A 25,299-nucleotide genomic window follows, 5' to 3' on the forward strand; every position below is an offset into this window, starting at 1 on the left:
CGCCGCCATGAACTGCGCACCTCACGCCACCCGCACCCCTGCGACCAAAGCGCGCAATTTTTATAGTTAAAGATCCCTTCAACATTGCCGACCGGCGTCGGAGGGGGCAATAATGCTCACTCTGTCTATGCGCCTTTTTAAAACAAATATTAGTCATCGGTGTATGAGGCGGCGCGTTCATCAGATCGCTGGTGGACCGCCCTGACTTTTTCCTCCGGAAACTCAACACTCATTGGATATTCCTGCGCACGCCCCCCTCTTTTTGGCGAAAGCGCCGCGCCTTTGCTGGCTATGATCCTAACCCACACCGCGATATTAATCCGCGCTAGTCAGATAATGAAAGAAGGCATGATCGACGCTTTGGACGAACTTTAATGAAGGAAGTGCAGCCAACTCTAAAAACCCGACCGAAAAACCTTGAAATACCTGCGCCCTGTGCCGATATTAGCCCTGTACCCGTCGGAAAACCGTTTCGCGGGCCAGCTTTAGGGAGTTTTACATGGCAGACGTGAATACAATCCGGACCAGTGCCGGAAGCCGCACCGCCGCGATTGATCAGGGCCTGCGTGCACACATGAACAAAGTCTACGGGACAATGTCCGTAGGCATGTTGATTACATTCGCCGCCGCTTGGGCGATTTCGGGCCTCGCGGTTACATCCGATCCGGCAAACGCCACGATGGCGCTTCGTGAGGGTCAGTATCTTACAGGTTTGGGCCAAGCGCTCTACGCCTCCCCGCTGAAGTGGGTTGTTATGTTCGCCCCACTGGCGATGGTGTTCGCGTTTAGCGCCATGATCAACAAGATGTCGGCTGCTACAGCGCAGATCATGTTCTACGCCTTTGCTTTCGTGATGGGCCTGTCCATCAGCTCGATCTTTCTTGTCTTTACAGGCGCGTCGATCATTCAGGTATTCCTGATCACGTCTATCGCTTTTGCGGGTTTGTCGATTTATGGCTACACCACAAAGAAAGATATCTCCGGCTGGGGTAGCTTCCTGATCATGGGTGTGATCGGCCTGATCGCAGCGTCGATCATCAACATCTTTCTCGCAAGCTCTGCACTGACATTTGCGATTTCCGCAATTGGTGTGCTGATCTTCGCCGGTCTGACAGCTTATGATACCCAGCGCATCAAGACGGACTATGTAGCCCACGCACAGCATGGCGACACAGAGTGGTTGGGTAAATCTGCGATCATGGGCGCGCTGAGCCTCTATCTGAACTTCATCAACATGTTTATGATGTTGCTGCAACTGTTCGGCAACCGCGAGTAACATCCGCCAAGTTTTGAAATTACGAAAAGCCGCTCCTTCGGGGGCGGCTTTTTTTACGTCGTGGACAAGCGCTTCTTTGGTTAGTGGGATATGTTAAAGCTACTCCCTATGCCCCACGTCAACAGCATTGCCGCCCCCCCCATAAGCGCCACACGGCGCACCGCAGACATCACCGGCGTGCCGCCCAGACGCGCACCCAAAGCCCCCGACAGACAGAGAGTAAGGATGGCAATTGCTGCAATAACCGGGCCGGCTATGCCCACAGGCGTAACGACAGCAGCAATCAACGGCAGCCCCGCCCCCAGCGCAAAGGCAGCTCCGGAATACACTGCCGCTTGATGGGGATCAGCCTGCCCTGCAAGCCCGAACATCCCCAACTCTTCACGCGCATGCGCACCAAGGGCATCGTGGTCGGTCATCTGCTTTGCTACTTCGCGCGCAAGATCGCTCTCTACGCCGCGCGCCTCGAGACCTTCGGTCAGCTCGTCAAGCTCGTACTCGGGATCTTCAATCAGCGCGACTCGCTCACGCTCCAGATCAGCCTCCTCGACATCTGCCTGCGTCGAGACTGAGATATACTCTCCCGCGGCCATTGAGAGCCCGCCAGCCACCAGTCCGGCCAATCCGGTCAATAATATATCGCCACGCACCATGCCTGCGGCTGTCACACCGATCATCAAACTCGAGATCGATACAACACCATCATTTGCACCCAACATGGCCGCGCGAAGCCTGTTTGAGCGGTTAATGAAGTGGCCTTCGCGTGGCATGGCAATTTCCTGCAGCAACAAATGCAAAGGGAGCCACGATCTATCATGGCTCCCCTGCTTTGGGTCGTAAAGAAAAGGAGATCTTACTTGATCTTGCCTTCTTTATATTCAACGTGCTTGCGCGCTACGGGGTCGTATTTCTTCATAACCATTTTCTCGGTCATGGTGCGCGCGTTCTTTTTGGTGACGTAGAAATGGCCTGTGCCCGCGGACGAGTTCAGACGGATCTTGATCGTGGTTGGCTTAGCCATTTTGTATTCTCCTGTGCGGCGCTGCATATCCCTTGATAGCCGCGCATAATCTCTGAGTTTCGGGTTCTACCCCTGCCAGCACCCGAGTCAACCCCGTATCGCCAAACGCCACCCTCGGAGAGGCGGAATTTTGTAAAATTCCTGTGCAGCGTTTCCAAAATTGCGGCGAGGACCCCCCTATGTTTGCGCGGAAGGCCTGTAAGCCGGATTTTGTCCCGACATACCGCAAGCGATACGTCATAGATGACCATTCCTCTGACCATGCCGTTGCCGACACAGCTACAGCCGCCAACCCGGACCTGCTGGAGCATAAGAGGCTCCGCCGATCTGCCCCGAAAGGCCGATACGGCACGCGGTCCCTATTTGGCGTTGCTCCAAGTGGGGCTTGCCATGCCGCCGCTGTTACCAGCCGCGCGGTGGGCTCTTACCCCACCGTTTCACCCTTACCTGACAGGGACCCGGAGCAAGCTCTGGACTGACAGGCGGTCTATTTTCTGTGGCGCTTTCCGTCGGGTTGCCCCGCCCGGGCGTTACCCGGCACCGTTTCTTATTGGAGTCCGGACTTTCCTCCCTACCCCGCGAAGGGTACAGCAGTCATCCAGCCTTCCGCGCAAGCAACGCACTACCTGCTTGGCGGTCGGTCGGTCAATGGGCATGTTTCGTTAAAACCTGAAGTCCGCCGCCTGCAAGGGCCCCGTACGCCACGGTGCATGCCGCAGGCGGGTGGTGCGCAGCAACATATCACCATCGGCTTTCGCGGTGTAGCCTGCGCTGCGAGCAGCTTCCCTGAACGCGGAGGCATCCAACGCCCCTGTTGGCCGCAGCGTGCCCCCCTGTGCGAGCCCCACACGCTCCAGCCGAGCCCAGTCAAAATGCGGACCGGGATCGGATTTGCGCCCCGGTGCCATGTCCGAATGGCCAATCACACCCGCAGCAGGGATCTTCCAACGCTGCATGATACCCCCCAGCAATACTTCAAGGGCATCCATCTGCGGCGCAGAAAAAGGGTGTGTGCCGCGGTTGTCCAACTCGATACCTATGGAGCGCGAGTTTATATCGTTCATGCCGGACCACTCGCCGGCACCGGCGTGCCAAGCGCGCTGGTCTTCCTCGACCATGCGTGTCACGGCCCCCTGCGCATCAATAAGATAATGCGCAGACACTTCCGCCCGAGGATCACACAAACGCTCAACGGCGGCCTGCGCGCTCTCCATTGCGGTGTAATGTATAACGATGAGGGTGGGCGTCAGCCCGTCACGGCGCGGTCCGCAGTTCGGCGAGCTTTGGACGCGCAACATCCGGCAGCCTTAGCCGCTGACGTTGCGGAACACTGCCGGATCCCATCGGCAGGCATAGCCGTCGCCGTCGGGGTCCATACCATTACGGTCCTTCTCGGGGCCGCCCGCCTCGAGGAAGGCGATTTGTGCCTGATCCTGATGGCGGAACTCGACACAGCTGCGGTAGAATTTCCGCTCCGCATTAAAACGGTTGCGCCGATAAACCTTGGTTCCAACGGGATGGGTCGTGGACAATGCATATGCTACGATATTCGGGCCGGTCGTCGTCCGCTCGGGCAAGGCAGTCGGCTGGATTACCTGATACTGTGCGCGGTTGGCGGCAATCCGCGCCGCATCGCTTTCGATACTGCGCTGGCCGGACACGGCATCGAAATTGTTTTCCTCACTGATGCCCGTGGCAGAGTTCACAACAGCAGGTGCCGCGTTAGCCGGACTGGCATTCAACGGTGCGATACCAGAGTTATAGGCAGCAGCGGAAAGGCCCTCAGTATCAGATTGCTGTCCGGTTTGAGCCAGAATCGCCGCAGTCTGGGCGGCAGTATCCTCGGCAGAGCCAGCGACCGGGGCGGATGGCAATGGCTGTGCGCTGATCGGCGGCGCGGATGGAAAAGCGTTTGTGCCCGCTAGTGCGGCGTCACGATTGGCGCGTTGTGCATCAAAAGTCTGGTCGAAGCCAACACCAAAGCGGCTATCCTCCGGCGCTGCCGGCTGACAGGCTGCAACGGCGAGCATTGCGCAGATACCAAAACCAAATCGTACACTCATCATCTCAATCGCCTGCATTATGTTCCGCGTTAGAGGGGCCGTTTACCACCATTTATGCGGCTTGGCTACAAAACCCGCCGCCTGTTCAAGCGCATAGGCGGAAGACAGCAGATCGGCCTCTTCCCAAGGCCGGCCGATCAGCTGCAAGCCCAAAGGAAGGCCTTGTGCATCCGTGCCTGTGGGCACTGCAATACCTGGCAAACCAGCAAGATTGACGGTGACTGTGAAAATATCATTCAGATACATTTTGATCGGGTCAGCATCGGTCATTTCGCCCAAACCGAACGCGGCAGAGGGGGTTGCAGGCGTAAGGATACAGTCCACACCGGCGGCAAACACATCGTCAAAGTCTTTTTTGATCAAAGTGCGCACGCGACGGGCACGGTTGTAATAGGCGTCGTAGAAACCGGCGGACAGAACATAAGTCCCGACCATCACGCGGCGCTGGACCTCTGGTCCGAATCCTTCGGCACGGGTTTTCTCGTACATTTCAGTGATACCATCACCAGCATCAATCTTTGCACGATGGCCATAGCGCACCCCGTCATACCGCGCCAGATTCGATGACGCCTCGGCAGGTGCGATCACGTAATAGGCAGGCAACGCATATTTGGTATGCGGCAAGGATATATCGACAATCTCGGCGCCTGCGTCCTTGAGCATGGCAGCGCCATCAGCCCAGAGCTTTTCAATCTCTGCGGGCATGCCGTCCATTTGGTACTCCTTGGGAATACCGATTTTCTTGCCCCGTATGTCACCTGTCAGTGCGGCCTCGAAGTTCGGTACCGGAATATCCGCGCTTGTACTGTCTTTGGCGTCATAGCTGCACATCGCCTCAAGCATGATCGCCGCATCGCGCACGTTCTTTGTCATTGGTCCCGCCTGATCCAGCGATGAGGCGAAAGCAACAATGCCCCAGCGCGAACAACGGCCATAGGTCGGTTTAATCCCAACGGTGCCGGTGAACGCAGCAGGCTGGCGGATCGAGCCGCCTGTATCGGTGCCTGTTGCCGCAAGGCACAGATCAGCGGCCACAGCAGCAGCAGAGCCACCCGAAGATCCACCGGGTGTGAGCGGCGTATCCGCGCCCTCGCGACGCCACGGGTTTATTGCGTTACCATAGGCCGAAGTCTCGTTCGAGGAGCCCATGGCGAATTCGTCCATGTTGAGCTTGCCCAGCATGACCGCACCTGCGTCAGCCAGATTCTGGCTCACGGTCGATTCGTATTCGGGCTTGAATCCCTCGAGAATCCGGCTCGCGGCCTGCGATGGCACCCCTTTGGTGCAGAACAGATCCTTGATACCGATGGGCAGACCGCACATCGCAGGCGCGTCACCGGCCTTTAGCCGAAGGTCCGCAGCGGCCGCACGTTCCAGCGCGATCTCCGGCGTATGATGCACAAACGCGTTAAGCGCGCCTGCACCCTCGATCGCCTTCAGACAGGCCTCGGTGAGTTCTTTCGAAGTTGTCTCGCCTTTGCGCAAAAGATCACGCGCCTCGGCAAGACCCATTTTATTCAGTTCGGTTTTATCACGATTTGGCATTATTCAACTACCTTCGGCACGGCAAAAAAGCCTTCGCGCGCGTCCGGCGCATTTTTCAGGATCGCATCCTGCATGTCACCGTCAGCGACGACATCGACACGGCGCTTGATGCTTTGCGGCGTGACCGAAGTCATCGGCTCTACGCCCTCGATATCTACTTCGGCCAGTTGCTCGATGAATCCCAGAATAGTGTTGAATTCCTGCGCCAAGGCAGGAAGTGCCCCGGGCTCAACCTTGATCCGGGCCAGTTTCGCCACGCGCGCGGCAGTGCTTTCATCAATCGACATAACGGTTCCTCATCTGCTTATCTGTCCTCTACCGCCCCCGTGCGCCGCAAGCAAGCCATGCGCGCAGCCCCCTCCGCCTGCCCCCGCGATTGTGCACAACCCCTCTCGCCATTGCAGTGCGATCCGGTAAACTGTGCACAAATTACCAGCAGGAGAGTTTTCATGAATATCATTTGGCTAGGCCACGGATCATTCCGCATCGAGATCGAAGATCAAGTCATTCTGGTAGACCCCTGGCTGACGGGAAATCCCATGCTGCCTGCCGACCAGCACAGTGCAGCGGTGGCCGGTGCCACGCATATTCTGGTCACCCACGGACATTTCGACCATATCGCGGATGTTGTCCAAATCTCTAAGGACACGGGCGCGCCGGTATCGGGTATGTATGAACTTGCCGCGCATCTTCACGCCCAGGGTGCTGTCGAGGGGTCCACATTCAACATGGGCGGGACGATCCCGCTGGGGGATGCGGTCCGGGCCAGCATGGTGCCAGCCTCGCACTCCTCTGCCGCGGAGGTCGACGGTGTGCGCCTCTATATGGGCAACGAATCCGGTTTTATCCTGCGCGGTGAAGGCCGCTGCATCTACATCTCCGGTGATACAGGGCTGATGGCGGACATGTCGTGGATCGGCGATTACTACAAACCCGATATTGGCATTCTGTCGGCAGGCGGGCACTTCACGATGGATATGGAAATGGCAGCCTATGCGGCACGGACCTATTTCAACTTCAACGTGGTGATTCCTTGCCATTACAAGACGATGCCAATGCTCGAGCAAACTGCCGATGCGCTTATCAACGGCGTATTGCCCGGAACCTCGGTGTTGGAACCGCAGGTCATGCACCCGATCAAGCTCTAGCAACCTAAAGGCCGCGCCGCCCTGCAAAGAAGTCGCGCAAAAGGGTGGCGGCGGCACGTTCGGATATTCCGTCAAACACTTCGGGCGTGTGGTGGCATTGCGGATGGGTAAATACCCTTGCCCCGCTGGCCACCCCGCCCGATTTCGGGTCGGACGCGCCATAATAAAGCTTTGCAATACGTGCCGCAGCAATAGCACCTGCGCACATCGGACATGGCTCAAGCGTCACATACAGGGCGCACCCTGTCAGCCGCTCTGATCCGAGGTGCGCACAGGCCTGCCGGATCGCGAGGATCTCGGCGTGCGCGGTGGGATCATTATCAGCGCGCGTGCGGTTGCCTGCGCTTCCGACTATCTCGCCGGCTTGCGTGACGACCACCGCACCTACCGGCACCTCGCCACGGCTTTGCGCTGCGCGGGCTTCTTCAAGGGCGGCTTCCATGTGAGACGTAAAATCCATCCCCCTTGATGGATGCAAAACACCTCCTTTCGCAAGAGGGGCGGTTGCGCTATGGGATTTGGTATGAATGACAGCACATCCCCTGCGCCAGACGGCGACCGCATTGCAAAGATCCTCAGCCGCGCAGGCATCGCCAGCAGGCGCGAGGCAGAGCGGATGATCGAAGCCGGCCGCGTGAGCGTGAACGGCAAGGTGATCTCGTCGCCTGCCCTCAACGTGACGGCGACAGACCGCATCGTTGTAGACGGAAAGCCTGTGGGCGCGGCCGAACCTGCGCGCTTGTGGCTCTATCACAAACCCCGCGGCCTTGTGACAACTGACAATGACGAAAAGGGGCGCGAGACGATTTACGAAGGACTGCCCGCCGATATGCCCCGCGTGATGAGCATTGGGCGCCTCGACCTTAATTCCGAGGGGCTTTTGCTCCTGACCAACGATGGCGGTGTTAAGCGCCTGTTGGAATTGCCATCGACGGGCTGGTTGCGCCGCTACCGCGTTCGCGTAAACGGGCGCCCCACCGACGAAGAATTAGAGCCTTTGCGCAAAGGCATAATCGCAGAGGGTGAGCCCTTCCAGCCGATGGAAGTTGTGCTGGACCGTCAAAAAGGCGCCAACGCATGGCTGACGGTCGGTCTACGCGAGGGCAAGAACCGCGAAATCCGGCGCGCTATGGAAGTGGTCGGGCTGAGCGTGAACCGTTTGATCCGCGTCAGCTATGGTCCGTTTCAACTGGGCGAGATCAAACAGGGCGCTGTCGAGGAAATCCGCCGCAAAGTGCTGCGCGACCAATTGGGACCGGAGGCAGAATCACTGTTGGGCGAGCCGCCAGCCGCGCCGACCCAAGTCAAACGCGGCTTCAAACGCAAACCTGTTCACAAGGGCGAATTTGGCGGACCGGGCCAACCGGGACTGCCGCGTGCGCGTGACGTGGACGAAGACGGGCGCGTACCACGGGGCAAGGTCGCAAAATCATACCGTCCCGATAAAGCCGCACGTGAAGCAGCCAAGCGCAGCGATGCCCCTGCACGCGGCGCGAAACCTGCTGGCAGAGTATTCGGTAAGGTATTTGGAAAAGGCGCCGCAAAACCCGCGGAGGCCCCATCCGGTAGCACAGCCGGAAAGCCGTCGGGGAAACCATCCGGCAAACCCTCAAGTGGCGGGAAATGGCGGCCAAAAGGGCAAGGCAGCCGTTAGGCGGAACTTCGGCTTCCGACAGGGTGGTCTTGTCAGATTGTTTAACCCTAATCGGGTGTTGCGGTTCCCGAGCAAAGCAGCAATTTTCCGGCAGGACGCGGGGTGGTTGCTCCTTTAACGGCACCCTGATTCGGCGCTGTCAGCGCTTGAGACGGCGCTTAGCGGGCACCCTCCACGATCCCACAGACCCGAGGCAGCAGCAGGTGCAAAGTCATAGCCGAATACCAGTACCGAAAACTAATATCGTTTTCAGCATCTTGCCATCTTTGGCTTGCGCGAGAACCCGATAGGGCCCCCCCCGAATTTACTGTTCATCAAGGCGGGTAGACGGCACCGATAATACCACAGCGGTGCAGAACAACACCGAGCAACACTAGAATCCCCGCTACAGCGGGATTATAATATGGTAACTGCGGCGCGTAATGGGCTGCAACTGGGGGACCGATGGGACCGAAACCGTTTCGTAAAACTGCATATGTTGCGTTGATCGTGCTCTTATTCGGCGTAAGCTCAGGCTGGCTCGGAGGGATGTAGGCGTGGCAAAACGGTTTGGCGGTAAATTCAGCCCTGATGGCAGGGGCGCGGAAGCCCCTACGGACGGCAAGGTCGCGCGCCGGATCGAAGTGGATCCCGCAGGCGGGCGTGCAAATGTGCTGTTTGTCCCTGCTGTCGTGTTGGTCGCGACCAGTTTTGGCGGCGGTCCGTTTGCCTTGCTTTTTGGTCTTTTGGGGGCGCTCTCGCTTACGCTATCGGCATGGCTTGTGCGGGGCGGACTGCGTGCCGAAGCTGCGTTTGAGGCGCGTAAGGTGGCACGGCGCCCCGCCCTGCCTCGCAAAATCCTGAGTGCCGTATTCGGCGGTAGTGGTACAGCCCTTGCCGTGGCCGCGCATCTCGATGGTTTCAATATCGTGTCACCGCTGATCTATGGCGTGATTGCCACAGGATTGTTTATTGCGGCCTTCGGAATAGATCCGCTCCAGTCCAAGGGGATGGACGGCATTGATACCTACCAACAGGACCGTGTTGCCCGCGTAGTCGACGAGGCTGAAAAACATCTGGCCACCATGCGCGAGACAATCAACCGCGCCGGTGACAGGCAGGCAACTGCCCGTCTGGAAGATTTCAGCGATACAGCCCGCGCCCTTATCCGCACAGTCGAGGAAGACCCCCGCGATCTGACGGCAGCGCGAAAATATCTGGGCGTCTATCTTGAAGGTGCACGTGACGCGACCGCAAAATTCGCTGACATCTATGCCCGCACCCGCGATGCGCAGGCCCGCACCGATTATATGGCGCTCCTCGATGACCTCGAAGAGAATTTTGCCGCCCGCAACCATAAATCACTGCTAGCGGATAGAAGTGATCTTACCATCGAAATTGATGTGCTGCGCGAGCGGCTGTCGCGTGAGGGTGTCCGACTGAAGTGACCGATAGGCGCAACAGAACCTGCACCCTGTAACCCAAGGAATATAATATGTCTGAAGCCACCCGCGAAAAAGCCACCCAATCCCTTGCCATGGTGGAGGAGGTTACTGCCGTGGTTCTCCCAGAACCAAAAGATGCAAATGCCGTGATTACCCTTGAGCAGGCCGATGCGCCACAAAGTGCCGAAATTCGTGCTCGTATGGATGAATTGGATATGGGTGATACCCAGTCGATCATCAGCTTCGGCTCCGCAGCGCAGGCTGAATTGCAGGAAATCTCGCAGGCGATGTTGCAGGATGTGCGCAACAAGGATGTCGGGCCTGCGGGCGACAGCCTACGCGGGATTGTGACCACCATCCGCGGCTTTTCCGTCTCCGAGCTGGACGTGCGCCGCGACCGAAGCTGGTGGGAGAAACTGATCGGCCGTGCCGCCCCTTTTGCCAAGTTCACCGCCAAGTTCGAAAAAGTCCAAAGCCAGATCGACAAGATCACAGACAATCTGCTGAGCCATGAGCATACGCTTTTGAAGGATATCAAATCCCTCGACATGCTCTATGAAAAAACGCTGCAGTTCTACGACGAGCTGGCGCTTTATATTGCTGCCGGTGAAGCAAAGCTGTCCGAGCTTGATGCAACCGTGATCCCTGCAAAAGCAGCCGAAGTAGAGGCAGCTGCAGAGAATGACCAGGTGATGGTCGCACAAGAATTGCGCGATATCCGTGCTGCCCGCGATGATCTGGAGCGCCGCGTGCATGATCTCAAGCTGACACGTCAGGTGACCATGCAATCGCTGCCCTCCATCCGTCTGGTGCAGGAGAACGACAAATCACTCGTCACCAAGATCAATTCGACCCTCGTGAACACAGTGCCGTTATGGGAAACCCAATTGGCACAAGCGGTGACAATCCAGCGCTCTTTCGAGGCGGCCAAAGCTGTGCGCGAGGCCAATGATCTGACCAACGAGCTGTTGACCTCGAATGCAAAAAACCTGCGTTCAAGCAACAAGATCATCCGCGAAGAGATGGAGCGTGGTGTGTTCGATATCGAAGCAGTCAAAGCCGCAAACGCGGATCTGATCGGGACGATCGAAGAGAGTCTGCAAATTGCGGATGCGGGCAAAGCAAAGCGCGCCGCCGCCGAGGTCGACCTCAAAGAAATGGAAGCGAAATTGCGCGATACACTTGCCTCGGCTAAGGCCAAGAAGACCGGTCTGGGCGATACCGCCGGCGGCGCAGTTCCACGCTGATATGACGACGGGGCGCGTTTTGAAATGGCTTGGTCCGGGGCTGATGGCTCTGGCCTTAACTGCTTGCACGCAAGTAGCTGCACCGGTCCAGCCGGTGTTAAAACCGCTTGCGCGCCCTGATGTCCCCATTCCGGCCAAGGCGGCCCCTCCCGTAGTGGCAAAACCGACCTCGGAGGCCAGTGCGCAATTGCGCAGCTATCTCAATCAGGTGCAGGGGGCGCAGCTGAGCCAAGGGTTGTTGCGGCGCGACGGCGGGGGCACAGATACGCCCTTTACCAACACGATGCTGGCGCGCAACTTTGAGCAGGTGGCGTTTTACAACGAATATAACAGCAGCTTTTCGGGACGTGGCGGCCCCAGCCCGCTGCGGCGCTGGGCCGCTCCTGTGCGGATGGACGTGATATTCGGCGCCGGCGTTCCCCCTTCGCAGCGCAGCAGTGACGGCACGGAGGTTCGCAATTATGCGACGCGTCTTGGCCAGATCACAGGCCATCCCGTCACCATGAGCAGTAACGCCAATTTCATCGTGATCATCGCTGGGGAAGACGACCGCAGTGAGGCGCTTGCGGCGGCTGCCGCCCGCATGCCGGGCATCAGCGCGTCCAGCCTTGCAGTCCTCAATAACCTGCGCGACGATACCTATTGTGTGGTTGCGGCCTATGCCTCGGGTTCGGGTCCTGACACATACACCGCCGCGCTCGCCGTGATCCGCGCCGAAAACCCCAGCCTGCTGCGACTGTCGTGCATTCATGAGGAGCTGGCCCAAGGCATGGGACTGGCCAATGACAGCCCTGGCGCACGGCCGTCAATCTTCAACGATGACGACGAATTTGCGCTTCTGACCCGCCATGACGAACTCCTGCTCAAGATGCTTTATGATCCACGCCTGCGCACCGGCATGACAGCAGATCAGGCACGCCCGACAGTGCAAAAAATCGCCATAGAGCTGACAGGCGGCGGACCCGTCTGACGCTCTGTGCGCGACATCCGCCACTGTTCCTTGATTAGCGGCCTGCGGGCGACTAGGTTCATTTCAGAAAACACTTAAGGACATTCCATGGGCATTTTTGATTTCCTCTCCGGCCAGTTCATCGACGTCATTCACTGGACCGATGACACCCGTGACACTATGGTCTGGCGGTTTGAGCGTGAGGGCCACGAGATCAAATACGGCGCCAAACTTACCGTGCGCGAAGGACAGGCGGCGGTGTTTATTCACGAGGGACAGCTGGCCGATGTGTTCACGCCCGGGCTTTACATGCTCGAGACGAACAACATGCCGATCATGACATCGCTCCAACATTGGGATCACGGATTCAAATCGCCGTTCAAGTCGGAGGTGTATTTCGTTAATACCACGCGGTTCAACGATCTGAAGTGGGGAACAAAGAACCCCGTGATCGTTCGCGATCCTGAATTCGGGCCTGTGCGCCTGCGGGCCTTCGGCACCTATAGCGTCCGCGTAACCGATCCCGCAGTTTTCCTGCGCGAAATTGTCGGTACCGATGGCGAGTTCACGATGGATGAAATCAGCTACCAGATTCGCAACATCATTGTGCAGGAGTTTTCCCGCACGATTGCACGCTCTAAAATTCCAGTCCTCGATATGGCCGCCAACAGTCGGGAGCTGGGCAAGCTTATTGGCGGCGAGATTGCTGCGCAGCTCGCTGAATACGGCCTCACCCTGCCCGAACTCTATGTCGAAAATGTATCGTTGCCGCCCGCGGTGGAGGAAGTTCTGGACAAGCGCTCTTCTATGGGAGTGATCGGCAACCTCAATGAATACATGCAGTTTCAGGCCGCAACAGGTCTGGGCAATGAGGGTGCCGGCGCAGCGGCTATACAGGCAGGTCTGGGTGCGGGCCTTGGCATGCAAATCGGTGCACAGGCAGCAGCAGCCGGGCCTTGGGGTGCTGGGCCCGCAACGCGCGTGGCGCCGCCACCGCCCCCACCTGTCGAGCATGTCTGGCACATAGCGGAAGCTGGCGAGACTTCCGGCCCCTTCTCGAAAGCTGCAATGGGACGCAAGGTCACTGATGGCACGCTGACCCGGACCACACTTGTCTGGACTGCGGGACAGGACGGCTGGAAGCCGGCTGACGAGGTGATGGAACTGGCGCAGCTATTTACAGTAATGCCGCCCCCGCCGCCCGCTCTTTAGAAACATCCAGCGGGGATGCGCCTCAAAATCATGGCAATCCCCGCCGGTCACGTCACAGCGCCAGAGATAGCGCTTGAAACACTACTGTGCTGCGCCACGTGTCACATAGAATGAAATATCTGACCCGTTATAAGCCGCACCGCCGCAAGGTGCTCAAATGGATGCACGGTCTGATGATTCCGCTGTTCGTCTGGTTTCTTTTGGTGACGCCCGATGTTGTGGTTCCTATGGGCAAGGGATGGTTCGCGCTCCATTCAAATCTGGCGCTTGTTTTCGTGTCGATCTGCCTGTGGTGGACCGCAGATGTAATGCGGCGCGGGCTGGCCTCTCGGCCGGGGCCGAAATTGCCGCAATGGGCGCGACTTGTGCACCGGCCTTTGCATTTGGTCATCATATGGGGGTTATTTCTTGTCGCGCTTGGCGGCTTTCTGCTCGGCCTTACTTCCATCGTGCAGCTCAAGGCGGGTCTGTGGCTGCCGATTGCCCCGCCGATGGGATGGCGCCGTGCGAACGAAGTGATCGGCACCTTGCATATTTACCAGTTCTATCTGCTGGGCATCGTGATCGCAGCCCATGCCGCCTTCCACATCTGGCGGCATTTTAAACTGCGTGACAACGCGTTGCGCATCATGGCGCCCAAGGTCTTGCAACGCTTTTTGTAACCGCCCCTTGACGCCCCGCGCTCAAGGGTGATTGTGGGGCCAAACCCATCCCGCACCAAAGGCCAACCCTTGCCCGACCTTGATCCACAGACAGTTCTGCAAGAGCACAGGTTTCCCTGCGATACATGCGGTAGTGACCTACGATTTGATCCTGCCAGCAAGGATCTGAAATGTGATCACTGTGGCTACAGCGAGCCGATCGGCACAGTCTGGACAAAAGCGCGTGCCATTGCCGAACTTGATCTCAGACGCGGCCTTTCAGAGACCCTCGGCACAGCCGAGATGGAAGTGACACGTGTCAGCCGGTGCCCCAACTGCGCTGCACAAGTCGAGTTTGACAGCGATACGCAAGCTGCCGAATGTCCGTTTTGCGCAACCCCTGTGGTGGTCGACACCGGTACGCACCGCCATATCAAGCCGCGTGCCGTCCTGCCCTTTGCACTGGCCGAAGGGGTTGCACGCGATGCAATGAAGGACTGGTTGGGCAGTTTGTGGTTTGCCCCAAATGGTCTGCAAGCCTATGCCCGCAAGGGGCGCCAGATGGACGGAATTTACGTGCCCTACTGGACCTATGATGCGCAAAGCGACACCCGCTACACCGGTGAGCGCGGCACAGTTTATTACGAGACCCACACAGTGATGCGCGACGGCAAACGCGAGCAAGTGCGCGTGGCAAAGGTACGCTGGAACCATGCTTCGGGGCGCGTTGCGCGCTTCTTTGACGATGTGCTGGTGCTGGGATCGCGGTCCTTGCCCAAATCTTTCACCGATGCGCTGGAACCCTGGGATCTGGCCGCGCTAGAGCCCTATGCGCCGGAGTATCTCGCCGGATTTCGTGCTGAAGGCTATACCGTAGCACTGGACGAAGGCTTCGACGAGGCGCGCGCAAAAATGGATGCGATGATCCAGCGCGATATCAAATTCGACATCGGTGGCGACCGCCAGCGGATCCATACAGTCGACACCGACCTGAGCGAGATGACGTTCAAGCATATCCTGCTGCCTGTATGGCTTGCGGCGTATAAATATCGCGGCAAGACCTACCGCTTTGTCGTGAATGGCCGCACAGGGCGGGTACAGGGCGAGAGGCCATATTCAGCCATTAAAATCACGGTGGCTGTAATTGCGGGGCTGATTGCGGCCGGCATCATCGGCTACATTTATGCACGGAACGGATAAAATATGAGCGCGATCGAGACACTGGTTGAAATTATGAGTGACCGCTATTCGTGCCGCGCATTTTTACCCGATCCGGTGCCAGATACCGATCTGGTGCGGATCGTCGAAACGGCCCGGCATGTGCCCTCTTGGTGCAATGCGCAGCCCTGGCAGGTAGAAATCACCCGCGGTGCCGCAACGGACCGTCTGCGCGATAGCCTGCAAAAGACGGTACTTGCAGGCACTCCGCCCGCGCCCGATCTGGACTGGCCCGCAAAATATACCGGCGATTATGCCGAGCGGCGGCGCACCTGCGGTTTCCAGCTTTACGATGCTGTGGGTATCGAAAAATCGGACCGTGCAGGGCGTGCAGCCCAGATGATGCGCAACTATGCATTTTTTGATGCGCCGCATGTGGCAATTATCCATTCCCCGTCCGAGCTTGGGCCTTACGGCGCGATGGACACGGGCGGCTTTGTCGCAGCATTTACGTTGGCTGCAACCGCCCTTGGTGTTGCTACGATCCCGCAGGCAGCGATTGCCGCCTATGCGCCGCAGTTGAAGGCCCATCTTGGCATCGGGGATGACCGCTTGATCCTCTGCGCAATCTCGCTTGGCTATGCCGACAAGGACGCCCCCGCGAACAGCTTTCGCACCGAGCGCGCCGAGGCTGCTGATATCTTGCGCTGGCATGACACATGAAGGCGCTGATCCAGCGCGTAACGCAGGCCAGCGTCACGGTTGATGGCAAGATTATTGGCGAAATCAAAGCAGGTTTGCTGATACTTGTTTGCGCAATGCCCGGTGATGACACGCGAACCGCTGACGCTCTTGCGCTCAAAATCTCAAAGTTGCGCTTGTTCAAGGATGATGCAGGCAAGATGAACCTTAGCCTCATACAGACAGGAGGAAGCGCGTTGGTGGTGAGTCAGTTCACCCTTGCGGCAAACACCTCGCGTGGCAACAGACCGGGTTTCTCAGGGGCGGCGAAGCCGGAAGACGCCCGCGCACTTTACAACCAGTTTACAGACGCCATGGGTGCGCTGGATATCCCGGTGCAGACAGGAGAGTTCGGCGCGGACATGTCTGTGGCGCTCGTTAATGATGGACCTGTGACACTCTGGCTCGATACCCAAGACTAGTCTGTAGATTGCACAGGATTAGAACGCGGGTAAATTAGGCAGATGTCCAAGGCAACCCACCACACTATGGTTCGCGGAAGGCCTCTTTCGATTTGTAGAGCGGTTTCAGCAGGTATTGCAGGACCGTCTTGGAGCCTGTGTGAAGCTCCACGCTGGCCTGCATGCCGGGGCGAATTTCCAGTGCTGCCTGACGCTCTGTGAGATGCTCCGTGTCCACTGCAAGTGTGACCTTATAATGCGGATCGCCGTCCGGATCGCGTGCACGCTCGTCTTTGAACGTATCCGCCGAGATGAGTTTCACTTCACCCTTCAGCGTCCCGTAAATTGTATAATCATAAGCCGAGAGCTTGACCGTTGCCGCCTGACCGCGCCGCACACCGGCGATGTCTTCGGGCTTGACCCGCGCTTCGACAAACAGCTCTTCGTCTAACGGGATGATCTGCAAGATCTCCTCGCCGGGGCGCACTACGCCGCCGATAGTCGTGACAGAAAGGTTATTTACAATGCCGCGCATCGGGGCGCGCAGAAGGGTCCGGTCAAGCTGGTCTGTGCTGGCCTTTAGGTTCTGGCGCAAGGTCGAAAGCTCCTTGAGGACATCGGAGTATTCCTGTGCCCGCTCAAGCTGGGTGCCGGTGACGACATCATCGTATTTGATCTTTGCGTCCGCATAGGCCTTGCGCGCACGGGTAGCCTCTATCAGCGAAACAATTTTGTTTTTCAAAAGTGCGTCCATCAGGTCGCGCTCGCGTTGTGCCTCTGCAAGTACCTGTTGGGCACCATCTACCGAGGTCACGTAATCGGACTGCCGTGCCTGCAGCAGGGCCGCTTCGGAGGCGACGATGTCGGGTGTCCGGACACTCCATTGATCAGGCACATAAAACGCATATCCACCGTCGATCTCCGCCTCCAGTCGCAGGCGTCGGATCTCGAAGCCGCTGATCTGGTCCTGAAAATCATCGACTGCGGATTGGAATTTTGTGTTGTGCAAGCGGGCCAGAATGTCACCTGCCTCGACGATATCGCCTTCACCCACATTCAGGTCTGCCAGAATACCCCCTTCGAGGTTCTGGATGATCTGGGGCCGCGAGCTTGAAATCATCGAGCCTTCGGCCCGCACAATCTCGTCTACCCATGCAAAAAAAGCCCAGACCAGAAACACGATGACCGTGCCAGCGCTGAGCCAGACGACCATTGAAGGGCCGCGCATTTGCTTATCGATATGGCTGTCCATGTCAGGGCTCATGCAGCGCCTCCTTTGATGGCGGTAAGATGCGCCATGACTTCTTCCTTGGGTCCGTCAATCGTCATCCGGCCATCATGCAAAATCATCGTGCGCGTTGTGAGTGCAAGGATGGGCGCACGGTGTGTTGCGATGATCGCCGTGCGTCCAGCCATCCAAAGCTTGAGGCGCTCGACCAATGCCTGCTCCAGCTTCTGATCAAGGGCGGCTGTCGGCTCGTCGAGCAAACAGATTTTCGGATCCTGCAACCAAAGCCTAGCCCAACCAATCGACTGGCGCTGGCCGATTGACAGGCCTGCGCCTGCGTCCATGATCTCCAGATCGAGGCCCTTGGGGTGATTGCGCACAAAATCTCCGAGCCCGGCAAAATCGAGCGAGGACATCAGGCGCGCATCGTCACGCTCCAGCATTGTCAGGTTCAGGTTATCACGCAAGGTGCCAGAAAACAGCCGGACGTCCTGTCCCAGATAACCGATAAGGCGGCGCAGATCGCGCGGCTCGATCTGGGTCATTTCGGTGCCGTCAATCAACACGCGGCCCGTGGTCGGCGCATAAAGCCCGCTCAGCACCTTGAGCAACGATGATTTACCCGAGCCGTTGGCGCCAAGGATCGCGATGCGCTGGCCCTGTAAGATGCTGATACCGGGCAGGTCCAGCGTTGGCGCGCCCTCTTCCATATAGCGAAAGGTCACGCCCTTCATCTCGAAGTTACCTGCAAGCTGGTCGCGGCGCATATAGGTCCGGCCAGTTGCGGCATCCTGATCGGAGCCTGCGATTAACTCCAACCCGTCGAGAGCGGATTTCACATTCCCCCAACGCGCCATTGTTCCCGCCAACTGTGTCAGCGGCGCGAGTGTGCGCGAGGTAAGAATACCAACCGCGATAATAGACCCAACAGTAAACTGTCCTGCAAAGACCAGATAGGTGCCCATGATCACTGCGGCAACATATGTGGCCTGCTGCACGCCTTGGCTCCAGAATGTCAGCACCGAGGCCAGCTTGCGCTGCTCGGAGGATTTTACGGCTGAGAGCGTCGTAAGTTCGGTCCACAGTCGCTGGACCCGCTCCTCGCCGCGCTGCGTTTTCACGGTGTCCAGTTCGAAGATAGCCTCGTGCAGTAAACGCGATGATTTAGCAGTGGCCCCTTGGGTCTCTTGTGTCAGTCGGATCATACGCTTTTGCATGAAGAACCCCGGTATCACCATCAGGATGCCACCCAGCACCAGAACCCAAACCACGTTGCCCGCAATGGATGCCACAAGAAACAGAAATACAAAAATAAACGGGATGTCCGCGATTGTACCGATCGTCGACGCGGTAAAAAACTCCCGAACCGATCCGAATTCACGCATCGAAGAGAAAAGATCAGATGGTGCCTGCGGACGTTTGTCACTGCGCATGCCAAGGATGCGCTGCATCAGGATGCTCTGCACCGAAAGCTCGATCTGGCGGCCAGCACCGTCCATCAGCTGGGCGCGGGCGATCTTGATAAACGCCTCCATCAAAAGGGCCAGCACAGCACCGGCGGCCAGAACCCACAGCGTCGCCTCGGACTGGTGCGGGATCACGCGGTCATAAACCTGCAACGAAAACAGCGCCACGGCCACGGCCAGCAGATTGGCCACAAACGACCCCAGCGCAACCTCACCGAGTTGGCGGCGGAATCTGTCGAACTGTCCCCAGAACCAATGCTTTGGTTTTTCGGCGGTCTTATGGACTTCCTCGACCTTCTCGATCGGCATTTTCGCGCGCAGAGTGAGACCTGAAAAGAAAGGCACAAAATCCGCAGAGGGCACAGATGCGCGATTATCGGGGCAGGTCTTGTCATAGACAACCAGATCACTGTTTTCGCGGCTCATTACCAGCAACAGCTGGCCCGAGGTCATATAGACAAGCGCAGGGAATAATTGGTTATCGAGGTTTTTGCTGCGCAACAGCTCTGCTGTGAGGCCGTTGCGACGCAGCAGCGTTGTGATTACCTGTGCCTCGTCCTGCTCGGTTGCCTCCGAGCTTAGCCTCCGGCACAGGGCATCAGCGAGATCGCCTTGTGAAATTTCCGTGCCCAATACCCCTGCGTAGGTCGATATCAAAGCCGCACGCGCGCGCATCCGGTCCTCGAAGGTCGAGGTATTGCTAGGCTTGGGGCTCTCGGCTGCGGGCGCCGGTTTGAGACGGCCGGAATTTCCATTCACGATTGTCAGGGTAAAGGGTTTGCTCATATTGCGGATCCATCGGCCAGAACGCCCAAAAGCTCGGCCATGGCCACCCGCAAGCGGATAGCATCATATTTCAATTCAACTTCTGCTTCTTGCTGGCGCGCAAACGTCTCGTAGACGCCGACCACATCCATCACCTGACGTTGTCCGGCGTCATATTGCGCCTGAAACACATCAAGGTTTTGCTTGGCTTGCGCGGTAAGCCCCGCGGCCTCTGCGGCCTGACGCTCTTTTGCAGCGATCTGGCCTTCGAATTTCCGCAACTTGCGGTTTGCATCTTCAGTCGCTTGCGCGACGCGGCGGCCTGCGGCTTCCGAGGTCGCTTCGATCGCGCGCAAACGGTCGCCTGTGCCAAGTCCCAACAAATTCTCTGATTGCAGGGCAATGCCAAGGGAGCTGCCCTCTCCGACCGTGCCGCCTGCGACCAGACCCGGAAGCTGTCCGGCGCGGTCAATCTTGGCAGCAGCGATGGCGCGGATTTTTTCAGCTTCCGACTGCGTCACACTCAGCGGCTGCGCAAGCCCTGCGCGCACCGGCAGATCCGGTGTGCCACGGACATCGCCCAGATCACCAATGGCCATCGCGTTCAGCTCGGCAATCGCAGTCGCTGCGGTTTCGGCAGCGGCAGCTTGACTGGCGCGGATCTCAAGAAGTTTCTGGCGCAGTATGTGCAAATCGGAACTGTCTGAAATCCCGCCTTCAACACGCTGCTGCATTACCCATTCAAAATGCCCGATGTCTTTGGCGCTTTTGGTGGCCAATACAAGTGTCTCGCGTGCTTCAACAGCGGTTATATACAGATCAAGCCCCGTGCGAACGCGGCTGTTCGTGTCGGAGGCCAGCGCCACGGCTGCCACTTCAACATCCGCGACAGCGAACTCACGCTCGCCTTTCTTGCGGCCATTGTCATAGATCACCTGCTCGACCACGAGATTGGCAACGACAGCACCCAGAGAGGTCAGGCTAACGTTGGGCCCAATCGAAGGGAGCCAGTTTTTCGAAGCTGCACGGGCTCGCAGTTGGGCCGCGCGCAAATCGCTTTCAGCGCTGCGCGCATTGGCGGCCAGAACGGCGGTGGCAACGCGGCTGTAGGCGCTGCCCGCTGGCAGCACCGAACGACGGGCAATGAGCCCCTGAATGATTACACTTTCTGCGTTAATCTTGTCGGAGTGGGTCGGATTGGATGTAGCGGTGTTGCCGCTCGTGCTCTGCATGGCCACAACATCAGTTGCGTCCGCATTGCCCCCTATATCCGACAAACATCCTGTGAGCATTAACGCGCTTGCGCACATCGCTGCTGCTTTTAGCCTACACTGCCCCATATCCTGCCCTTAACGTGCCGATATTTATATTTATTATTTTTATTATTTTTAATGGATGCCGGGTGCGGCGGTGATTTGTCCCCGCCGCATCCCGTGATTTAAGTCGCAGATCTAGATAATAACCTGAACGTCCTGATCGACCAGCAACATACCTTCCGCCCCCACGCTATAGGCGTTGAAGACCTCGTCACCTACAGCTTGGGTGCCTCTGGCTACACCACCTTCGATGGTCACCTGATCGTCGGACGAGCCGCGAATGGTCAACGTGTTGGAGTTGGAGGACAGCGCCAGCAGGCTCGCCTCGTCGATCACAACGTTGGCGGCCTCGGCGAAATCGAGGTTCAGGTTTTCGATTTGGTAGTCACCCAGCCCGCCATTGCTCAGATTGATCGAGCTGTTGAGCGATTCATCGTCGAGAACCAGATAGGTGCCTGAGGTGTTACCGGCAGCATCTGTCGAATTTACGATCAGATGTGAGCCGTTCGGTACGTTTACGTCAAATTCGAACTCGGTCTCGCCGCGACGGTTTGTGCTTTCGTCACCGCCTACCTCAACGATGGAGCCGTCAGCACGGACCTGAACAACACTTGCAACATCACCGGATGTATCACCGTTGCCCATGGGCGCTTCGATCGTGATGCCGCGGAAATCGCCGACACCTTGATCAACAGAAGCGATGATCGGACCGTCAGGGGCAGATGTATCAATGGTCAGTATGTCATTGATGATCGCCACGTTGCCCACATGGTCCATAGCGACAACGCGGATGGCTGCATCATATTCCCCACCGCGGATGCTGCCCGCCGGTACAGTCAAGGACCAGTTGCCCGCCGCATCGACAGTTGCATCATATCCCGTTCCGTCGAACGTAACCCGCACAGTTGAGCCTGCCTCGACGGTGCCGCCCAGATCAATGCCTGCAGCGGCTTCGGCAGCATTGACCACCTGATCAGCGCCGGCAGAGTTGCTGGTCATGTCAAAGGGCACAACCTCGGTATCGACATCGACTGTGGCGCCGATAGAGCGGATGTTGCCTGCAATATCCGTTGCCGTCACACCGACGTCGGCAGTGTACGTGCCGCGCGTCAGGGCGCTGCCGTCAAATACGGCAGTCCAGTTACCTGCGGCGTCGATGACTGCTGTCGCGGTCTGACCGCCAAGCGTCACGATAACAGAAAGAGATCCGACTTCGGTCGTACCGGAGACTGATACGTCACCGTTTGCTTCGGCAGCGCTGATGATATTGTCCACTGCGATATCGCCTGCAGCAACTGTCAGGTTATCAACGCGGGTATCGACCTGTACGCTGTCGGTTGCCGTACGGCTGTTGCCTGCGGCATCGGTTGTAATCGCCGTAATCTCGGCGGTATAAACCCCAGCTGCTACTGCACTTGCAGCATAATAGGCTTCCCAATTCCCACTGCTGTCCGTCACAACAGTGCGGCTCACGCCGGCCAGTGTCACGGTGACTACTGCACCTGCATCTGCAGTACCGGTGAGATAGACGCCATCGCTTGCTTCGTCTTCGTTTACGATGTCGTCGTCCTCGACTGGTGTGCTGTCGATGGTGAGCAAGCCCGCTTCGGTATCGACAACCACAGAGGTGGTTGCGGTATCTACGTTACCCGCAGCGTCTGTTGCCGTAGCGGTCATTGTTGCGGTGTATGTACCAGCTGTGACACTGCCCGCGGCAAAGGTCGCGGTCCAGCTGCCGTTTGACGAAACGACGGCTGTGGCGGTTGCACCACCCAGCTGAACGCTTACGGTCGAGCCTGGCTCGGTCATGCCGGAAACTGTGAGCGGCTGTGCCGCTTCTTCTGCGTTGATCACGCCGTCAACACCACCAGTAGTGGATGTGATAGAGAAATCGCGCACAAATGTGTCCACGACAAAGGTGCCGGACGCTGTGGCCGTGTTGCCAAAGCTGTCTGTCGCAACGGCAGTAACAGTTCCGGTGTATTCACCTGCTGCCAGCTGTGCAGAAGTGAAGCTTGTGCTCCATGTGCCTGCGCTTGATGCAGTGACGGTCTGTGTCACAGTACCAACAGTCACAACAACTGAGGCACCTGCCTGCGCTGTGCCGGTGAAATCGACGCCGCCTGCGTGCTCGACGCCATTGATTGTACCGTCGCCACCGATTGTGGCGGTGTTGATCCCCACAGTGGTGATAGTGTCGACAACCAGTGTCTCGCTATATGTGCTGGAATTACCAAAGCTGTCTGTTGTTACAGCAGTGATGGGTGACGTATATTCACCCGGCTGGAAGGTTCCCGCGTCATACGTGATTGTCCAGGTACCATCGCCGCTGACAACTGTGGTCTCAGAGTGACCTGCAATGGTGATCACCAGCGTGGCACCAGCCTCGCCTGTACCGGTTAGAACGACATCTTCGTCATAGCTTGCCTCGTTGACGAAATCACCAGTGCTTTCGGTGCCGGAGGTAAAGGTAATTTCCGGTGGTGTCGTGTCGATCTCGTAGGATGGACCGTCAAGGTCAACGGCATTGCCGTCGCCGTTGGTCACTGTCACGCCGGAATCATAGACACCATCATCGGGGAAGTTCTCACCCTCGAAAACCGCCTCGAACTCACCATTCACGTCGATCTCGGTAGTTACGGTCTCATCGCCGATTGTCACGACAACTGTATCGCCCGGTTCACCGCCGCCCGTGATTACGATAACTTCGGTCGCGCCGTCGCCACCCACAACCACGTTTGTCTCTGCGTCATCCACATAGGGTACGCGCGGACCGGCAGGTTCGCCGCCACTGCCACCGCCGCCGCCGATACCGCCAATAACCGCAAGTCCGCCGACACCCGCAGCTGTCGCCGCACCAATACCAAGAAGGCTGCTGCCCCCCAGAAGTGCCGCACCCAGCATGGAGACATCACCATCACCCTCATCAAGGGGAACACCGGCAACTTCGGAATTGCCGAGGAAGATCAACTCGTCTGATGGGCTCCACTTACCCCACTCTGCGGTCGGACCGTACTGGGCATAAAGGTTGCCCTGCCCGCCATCGATAAAGCTGACCTCGTTAAGGTATCCGTCTGCAGATACGAACAACCGGTTTGCGGGGCCGGTTTCATTGAAGAAGTTGTCAATTGTAATTGTGCGGCCATCGCTCAGCGTGATGATCAGCTGATCGCCCGAGCGCACTTGGCTGGCAAAATCGGACTGGCGCGCGTTAAGAGAAATTTCCTGACCGGAACCGGCCACGATTGTCTGGTTTGATGCATCCGCAGATACCTTGCCACGTTGCAAACCGCCCGCGCTACCCAGAACGACGAAATCAATCGTCTTCATTGTATTACTCACTCTACCTCAGAAACGCCTGCTTTGTTGCAGGTCGCTTGATTTATTTTATGTATTCGCTGCCACCCGGGCGTTTAGTCGCGCCGTGATTTCACCATTATTACGCCACATTGCACAGAATTGTGCGGGGAAATCTAGAACTTTGTCATCATCATCTTCCCGCACACGGCATATGTGCGGCTCTGTTGCTATACGGATACGATATCTGGACACTCACCCGCGTATTTTTTCAAAACTCACGTTCACGTTGCATTCCAATGCCTTAGTTTTGCCACAAAGGTCATATTTTCGCGATGCACGACTCTTCCTCAGGTTTACCCGACAGCGGATTGGCCCAGAATCAGTCGAGCGCCACGACATCCAGCTCACACCGCCTCTCATGATCCGAGGAATGTGACCAACATTGTAAGGCGCAACACGGATATACACGTATGCATTTGTCAAAACATGGTTTGGTGGCTCAGGCGGCACCCTCCGCCACCCCATTCGCTGCCACCCACCAGCCGCCACTCCACAACAGCGTCGCAGGGCCCGCCACACCAACATGTCTGGAAAACACCTCTGCCTGCACAACTTGCGCAATGTCGGCAAAGTAAACTTCAATAGGGTTTCGCCTTGGAGCAAGGTCATCAGCCGCCTACCCGCTCTATGCAATAACCATAAAACATTGGATCCGGTCGCGAAATTAGGGGCGGAGACTTGTGC

Annotated in this window: 22 protein-coding genes and 1 other RNA gene; 11 read left to right on the forward strand and 12 right to left on the reverse strand. The window is 57.8% G+C overall.

Annotation, left to right across the window (positions count from 1 at the left end; genetic code table 11):
• The first annotated feature begins 499 nt into the window (after positions 1-499).
• Positions 500-1,276: a Bax inhibitor-1/YccA family protein gene (locus C8N30_RS17980; protein ID WP_025061399.1), complete on the forward strand. Its 777-nt coding sequence runs from the start codon at positions 500-502 to the stop codon at positions 1,274-1,276.
• Positions 1,277-1,356: 80 nt separating this feature from the next.
• Here C8N30_RS17980 and C8N30_RS17985 read toward each other — a convergent pair whose 3' ends face one another.
• The 7 genes from C8N30_RS17985 to gatC all read right to left on the reverse strand — a co-directional run bounded on the left by C8N30_RS17985 (position 1,357) and on the right by gatC (position 6,192).
• Positions 1,357-2,046, reverse strand: coding sequence for a VIT1/CCC1 transporter family protein (locus C8N30_RS17985; RefSeq protein ID WP_025061398.1), 690 nt, complete (start codon positions 2,044-2,046; stop codon positions 1,357-1,359).
• An 83-nt stretch (positions 2,047-2,129) separates the two neighbouring features.
• Positions 2,130-2,297 (reverse strand): 50S ribosomal protein L33, encoded by a 168-nt coding sequence (gene rpmG, locus C8N30_RS17990; RefSeq protein ID WP_025061397.1) that lies wholly within the window; start codon positions 2,295-2,297, stop codon positions 2,130-2,132.
• Between the two features lie 183 nt (positions 2,298-2,480).
• An RNA gene (rnpB, locus tag C8N30_RS17995) (RNase P RNA component class A) lies at positions 2,481-2,907 on the reverse strand.
• A 52-nt stretch (positions 2,908-2,959) separates the two neighbouring features.
• Entirely contained in the window at positions 2,960-3,595 is a 636-nt protein-coding gene (locus C8N30_RS18000; RefSeq protein WP_025061396.1) for an N-acetylmuramoyl-L-alanine amidase, read from the reverse strand.
• Positions 3,596-3,604: 9 nt separating this feature from the next.
• The gene (locus tag C8N30_RS18005; protein WP_025061395.1) at positions 3,605-4,360 is read right to left on the reverse strand and encodes a hypothetical protein; all 756 of its coding nucleotides are present in this window, start codon (positions 4,358-4,360) and stop codon (positions 3,605-3,607) included.
• 42 nt (positions 4,361-4,402) lie between these two features.
• On the reverse strand, positions 4,403-5,905 hold the full coding sequence (gene gatA / locus C8N30_RS18010; RefSeq protein ID WP_025061394.1) for an Asp-tRNA(Asn)/Glu-tRNA(Gln) amidotransferase subunit GatA: 1,503 nt from the start codon (positions 5,903-5,905) through the stop codon (positions 4,403-4,405).
• On the reverse strand, positions 5,905-6,192 hold the full coding sequence (gene gatC / locus C8N30_RS18015; protein ID WP_025061393.1) for an Asp-tRNA(Asn)/Glu-tRNA(Gln) amidotransferase subunit GatC: 288 nt from the start codon (positions 6,190-6,192) through the stop codon (positions 5,905-5,907). Before gatC ends, gatA begins: the two co-directional genes overlap by 1 nt.
• Before the next feature lie 162 nt (positions 6,193-6,354).
• Here gatC and C8N30_RS18020 point away from each other — a divergent pair, with 162 nt between their 5' ends.
• Positions 6,355-7,053, forward strand: coding sequence for a metal-dependent hydrolase (locus C8N30_RS18020; protein ID WP_025061392.1), 699 nt, complete (start codon positions 6,355-6,357; stop codon positions 7,051-7,053).
• Between the two features lie 4 nt (positions 7,054-7,057).
• Here the strand turns inward: C8N30_RS18020 and C8N30_RS18025 are convergent, their stop codons facing one another.
• Positions 7,058-7,513: a nucleoside deaminase gene (locus C8N30_RS18025; RefSeq protein ID WP_025061391.1), complete on the reverse strand. Its 456-nt coding sequence runs from the start codon at positions 7,511-7,513 to the stop codon at positions 7,058-7,060.
• A gap of 63 nt (positions 7,514-7,576) precedes the next feature.
• Here C8N30_RS18025 and C8N30_RS18030 point away from each other — a divergent pair, with 63 nt between their 5' ends.
• The 9 genes from C8N30_RS18030 (at position 7,577) to dtd (ending at position 16,501) form a co-directional block, all read left to right on the forward strand.
• On the forward strand, positions 7,577-8,707 hold the full coding sequence (locus tag C8N30_RS18030) for a pseudouridine synthase (protein ID WP_025061390.1): 1,131 nt from the start codon (positions 7,577-7,579) through the stop codon (positions 8,705-8,707).
• Positions 8,708-9,243: 536 nt separating this feature from the next.
• A complete protein-coding gene (locus C8N30_RS18035; RefSeq protein ID WP_025061389.1) occupies positions 9,244-10,134 on the forward strand; it encodes a 5-bromo-4-chloroindolyl phosphate hydrolysis family protein in 891 nt (296 codons plus the stop codon).
• A gap of 47 nt (positions 10,135-10,181) precedes the next feature.
• Entirely contained in the window at positions 10,182-11,378 is a 1,197-nt protein-coding gene (locus C8N30_RS18040; RefSeq protein WP_025061388.1) for a toxic anion resistance protein, read from the forward strand.
• A gap of 43 nt (positions 11,379-11,421) precedes the next feature.
• Positions 11,422-12,348 (forward strand): DUF2927 domain-containing protein, encoded by a 927-nt coding sequence (locus C8N30_RS18045; protein WP_084273651.1) that lies wholly within the window; start codon positions 11,422-11,424, stop codon positions 12,346-12,348.
• Positions 12,349-12,435: 87 nt separating this feature from the next.
• Positions 12,436-13,539, forward strand: coding sequence for an SPFH domain-containing protein (locus C8N30_RS18050; RefSeq protein WP_025061386.1), 1,104 nt, complete (start codon positions 12,436-12,438; stop codon positions 13,537-13,539).
• Positions 13,540-13,649: 110 nt separating this feature from the next.
• On the forward strand, positions 13,650-14,201 hold the full coding sequence (locus C8N30_RS18055; protein ID WP_037967804.1) for a cytochrome b561: 552 nt from the start codon (positions 13,650-13,652) through the stop codon (positions 14,199-14,201).
• A 69-nt stretch (positions 14,202-14,270) separates the two neighbouring features.
• The gene (locus C8N30_RS18060; protein ID WP_037967803.1) at positions 14,271-15,380 is read left to right on the forward strand and encodes a TFIIB-type zinc ribbon-containing protein; all 1,110 of its coding nucleotides are present in this window, start codon (positions 14,271-14,273) and stop codon (positions 15,378-15,380) included.
• Positions 15,381-15,383: 3 nt separating this feature from the next.
• Complete coding sequence (locus tag C8N30_RS18065) at positions 15,384-16,061, forward strand: nitroreductase (protein ID WP_025061383.1); 678 nt, start codon at positions 15,384-15,386, stop codon at positions 16,059-16,061.
• A complete protein-coding gene (gene dtd, locus C8N30_RS18070) occupies positions 16,058-16,501 on the forward strand; it encodes a D-aminoacyl-tRNA deacylase (protein WP_025061382.1) in 444 nt (147 codons plus the stop codon). The genes C8N30_RS18065 and dtd overlap by 4 nt, the downstream gene beginning before the upstream one ends.
• Positions 16,502-16,565: 64 nt before the next feature.
• Here the strand turns inward: dtd and C8N30_RS18075 are convergent, their stop codons facing one another.
• The 4 genes from C8N30_RS18075 to C8N30_RS18090 all read right to left on the reverse strand — a co-directional run bounded on the left by C8N30_RS18075 (position 16,566) and on the right by C8N30_RS18090 (position 24,585).
• Positions 16,566-17,744: an HlyD family type I secretion periplasmic adaptor subunit gene (locus tag C8N30_RS18075; RefSeq protein WP_025061381.1), complete on the reverse strand. Its 1,179-nt coding sequence runs from the start codon at positions 17,742-17,744 to the stop codon at positions 16,566-16,568.
• Positions 17,741-19,960, reverse strand: coding sequence for an ATP-binding cassette domain-containing protein (locus C8N30_RS18080; RefSeq protein ID WP_025061380.1), 2,220 nt, complete (start codon positions 19,958-19,960; stop codon positions 17,741-17,743). The genes C8N30_RS18075 and C8N30_RS18080 overlap by 4 nt, the downstream gene beginning before the upstream one ends.
• Positions 19,957-21,171: a TolC family protein gene (locus C8N30_RS18085; RefSeq protein WP_232222783.1), complete on the reverse strand. Its 1,215-nt coding sequence runs from the start codon at positions 21,169-21,171 to the stop codon at positions 19,957-19,959. Before C8N30_RS18085 ends, C8N30_RS18080 begins: the two co-directional genes overlap by 4 nt.
• Before the next feature lie 219 nt (positions 21,172-21,390).
• Positions 21,391-24,585 (reverse strand): Ig-like domain-containing protein, encoded by a 3,195-nt coding sequence (locus C8N30_RS18090; RefSeq protein ID WP_025061378.1) that lies wholly within the window; start codon positions 24,583-24,585, stop codon positions 21,391-21,393.
• Positions 24,586-25,299 lie beyond the last annotated feature (714 nt).

Origin of the sequence: Sulfitobacter guttiformis, from assembly GCF_003610455.1 — a bacterium.
In the GTDB taxonomy this organism is placed as follows: Bacteria; Pseudomonadota; Alphaproteobacteria; order Rhodobacterales; family Rhodobacteraceae; genus Sulfitobacter; species Sulfitobacter guttiformis.

Excerpts from the sequence above, each read along its gene's own strand:
- C8N30_RS17980 (WP_025061399.1), top strand. The coding sequence starts at position 500 with ATGGCAGACGTGAATACAATCCGGACCAGTGCCGGAAGCCGCACCGCC.
- C8N30_RS17985 (WP_025061398.1), bottom strand. The coding sequence starts at position 2,046 with ATGCCACGCGAAGGCCACTTCATTAACCGCTCAAACAGGCTTCGCGCG.
- rpmG (WP_025061397.1), bottom strand. The coding sequence starts at position 2,297 with ATGGCTAAGCCAACCACGATCAAGATCCGTCTGAACTCGTCCGCGGGC.
- C8N30_RS18000 (WP_025061396.1), bottom strand. The coding sequence starts at position 3,595 with ATGTTGCGCGTCCAAAGCTCGCCGAACTGCGGACCGCGCCGTGACGGG.
- C8N30_RS18005 (WP_025061395.1), bottom strand. The coding sequence starts at position 4,360 with ATGAGTGTACGATTTGGTTTTGGTATCTGCGCAATGCTCGCCGTTGCA.
- gatA (WP_025061394.1), bottom strand. The coding sequence starts at position 5,905 with ATGCCAAATCGTGATAAAACCGAACTGAATAAAATGGGTCTTGCCGAG.
- gatC (WP_025061393.1), bottom strand. The coding sequence starts at position 6,192 with ATGTCGATTGATGAAAGCACTGCCGCGCGCGTGGCGAAACTGGCCCGG.
- C8N30_RS18020 (WP_025061392.1), top strand. The coding sequence starts at position 6,355 with ATGAATATCATTTGGCTAGGCCACGGATCATTCCGCATCGAGATCGAA.
- C8N30_RS18025 (WP_025061391.1), bottom strand. The coding sequence starts at position 7,513 with ATGGATTTTACGTCTCACATGGAAGCCGCCCTTGAAGAAGCCCGCGCA.
- C8N30_RS18030 (WP_025061390.1), top strand. The coding sequence starts at position 7,577 with ATGAATGACAGCACATCCCCTGCGCCAGACGGCGACCGCATTGCAAAG.
- C8N30_RS18040 (WP_025061388.1), top strand. The coding sequence starts at position 10,182 with ATGTCTGAAGCCACCCGCGAAAAAGCCACCCAATCCCTTGCCATGGTG.
- C8N30_RS18045 (WP_084273651.1), top strand. The coding sequence starts at position 11,422 with ATGGCTCTGGCCTTAACTGCTTGCACGCAAGTAGCTGCACCGGTCCAG.
- C8N30_RS18050 (WP_025061386.1), top strand. The coding sequence starts at position 12,436 with ATGGGCATTTTTGATTTCCTCTCCGGCCAGTTCATCGACGTCATTCAC.
- C8N30_RS18055 (WP_037967804.1), top strand. The coding sequence starts at position 13,650 with ATGAAATATCTGACCCGTTATAAGCCGCACCGCCGCAAGGTGCTCAAA.
- C8N30_RS18065 (WP_025061383.1), top strand. The coding sequence starts at position 15,384 with ATGAGCGCGATCGAGACACTGGTTGAAATTATGAGTGACCGCTATTCG.
- dtd (WP_025061382.1), top strand. The coding sequence starts at position 16,058 with ATGAAGGCGCTGATCCAGCGCGTAACGCAGGCCAGCGTCACGGTTGAT.
- C8N30_RS18075 (WP_025061381.1), bottom strand. The coding sequence starts at position 17,744 with ATGAGCCCTGACATGGACAGCCATATCGATAAGCAAATGCGCGGCCCT.
- C8N30_RS18080 (WP_025061380.1), bottom strand. The coding sequence starts at position 19,960 with ATGAGCAAACCCTTTACCCTGACAATCGTGAATGGAAATTCCGGCCGT.
- C8N30_RS18085 (WP_232222783.1), bottom strand. The coding sequence starts at position 21,171 with ATGCAGAGCACGAGCGGCAACACCGCTACATCCAATCCGACCCACTCC.
- C8N30_RS18090 (WP_025061378.1), bottom strand. The coding sequence starts at position 24,585 with ATGAAGACGATTGATTTCGTCGTTCTGGGTAGCGCGGGCGGTTTGCAA.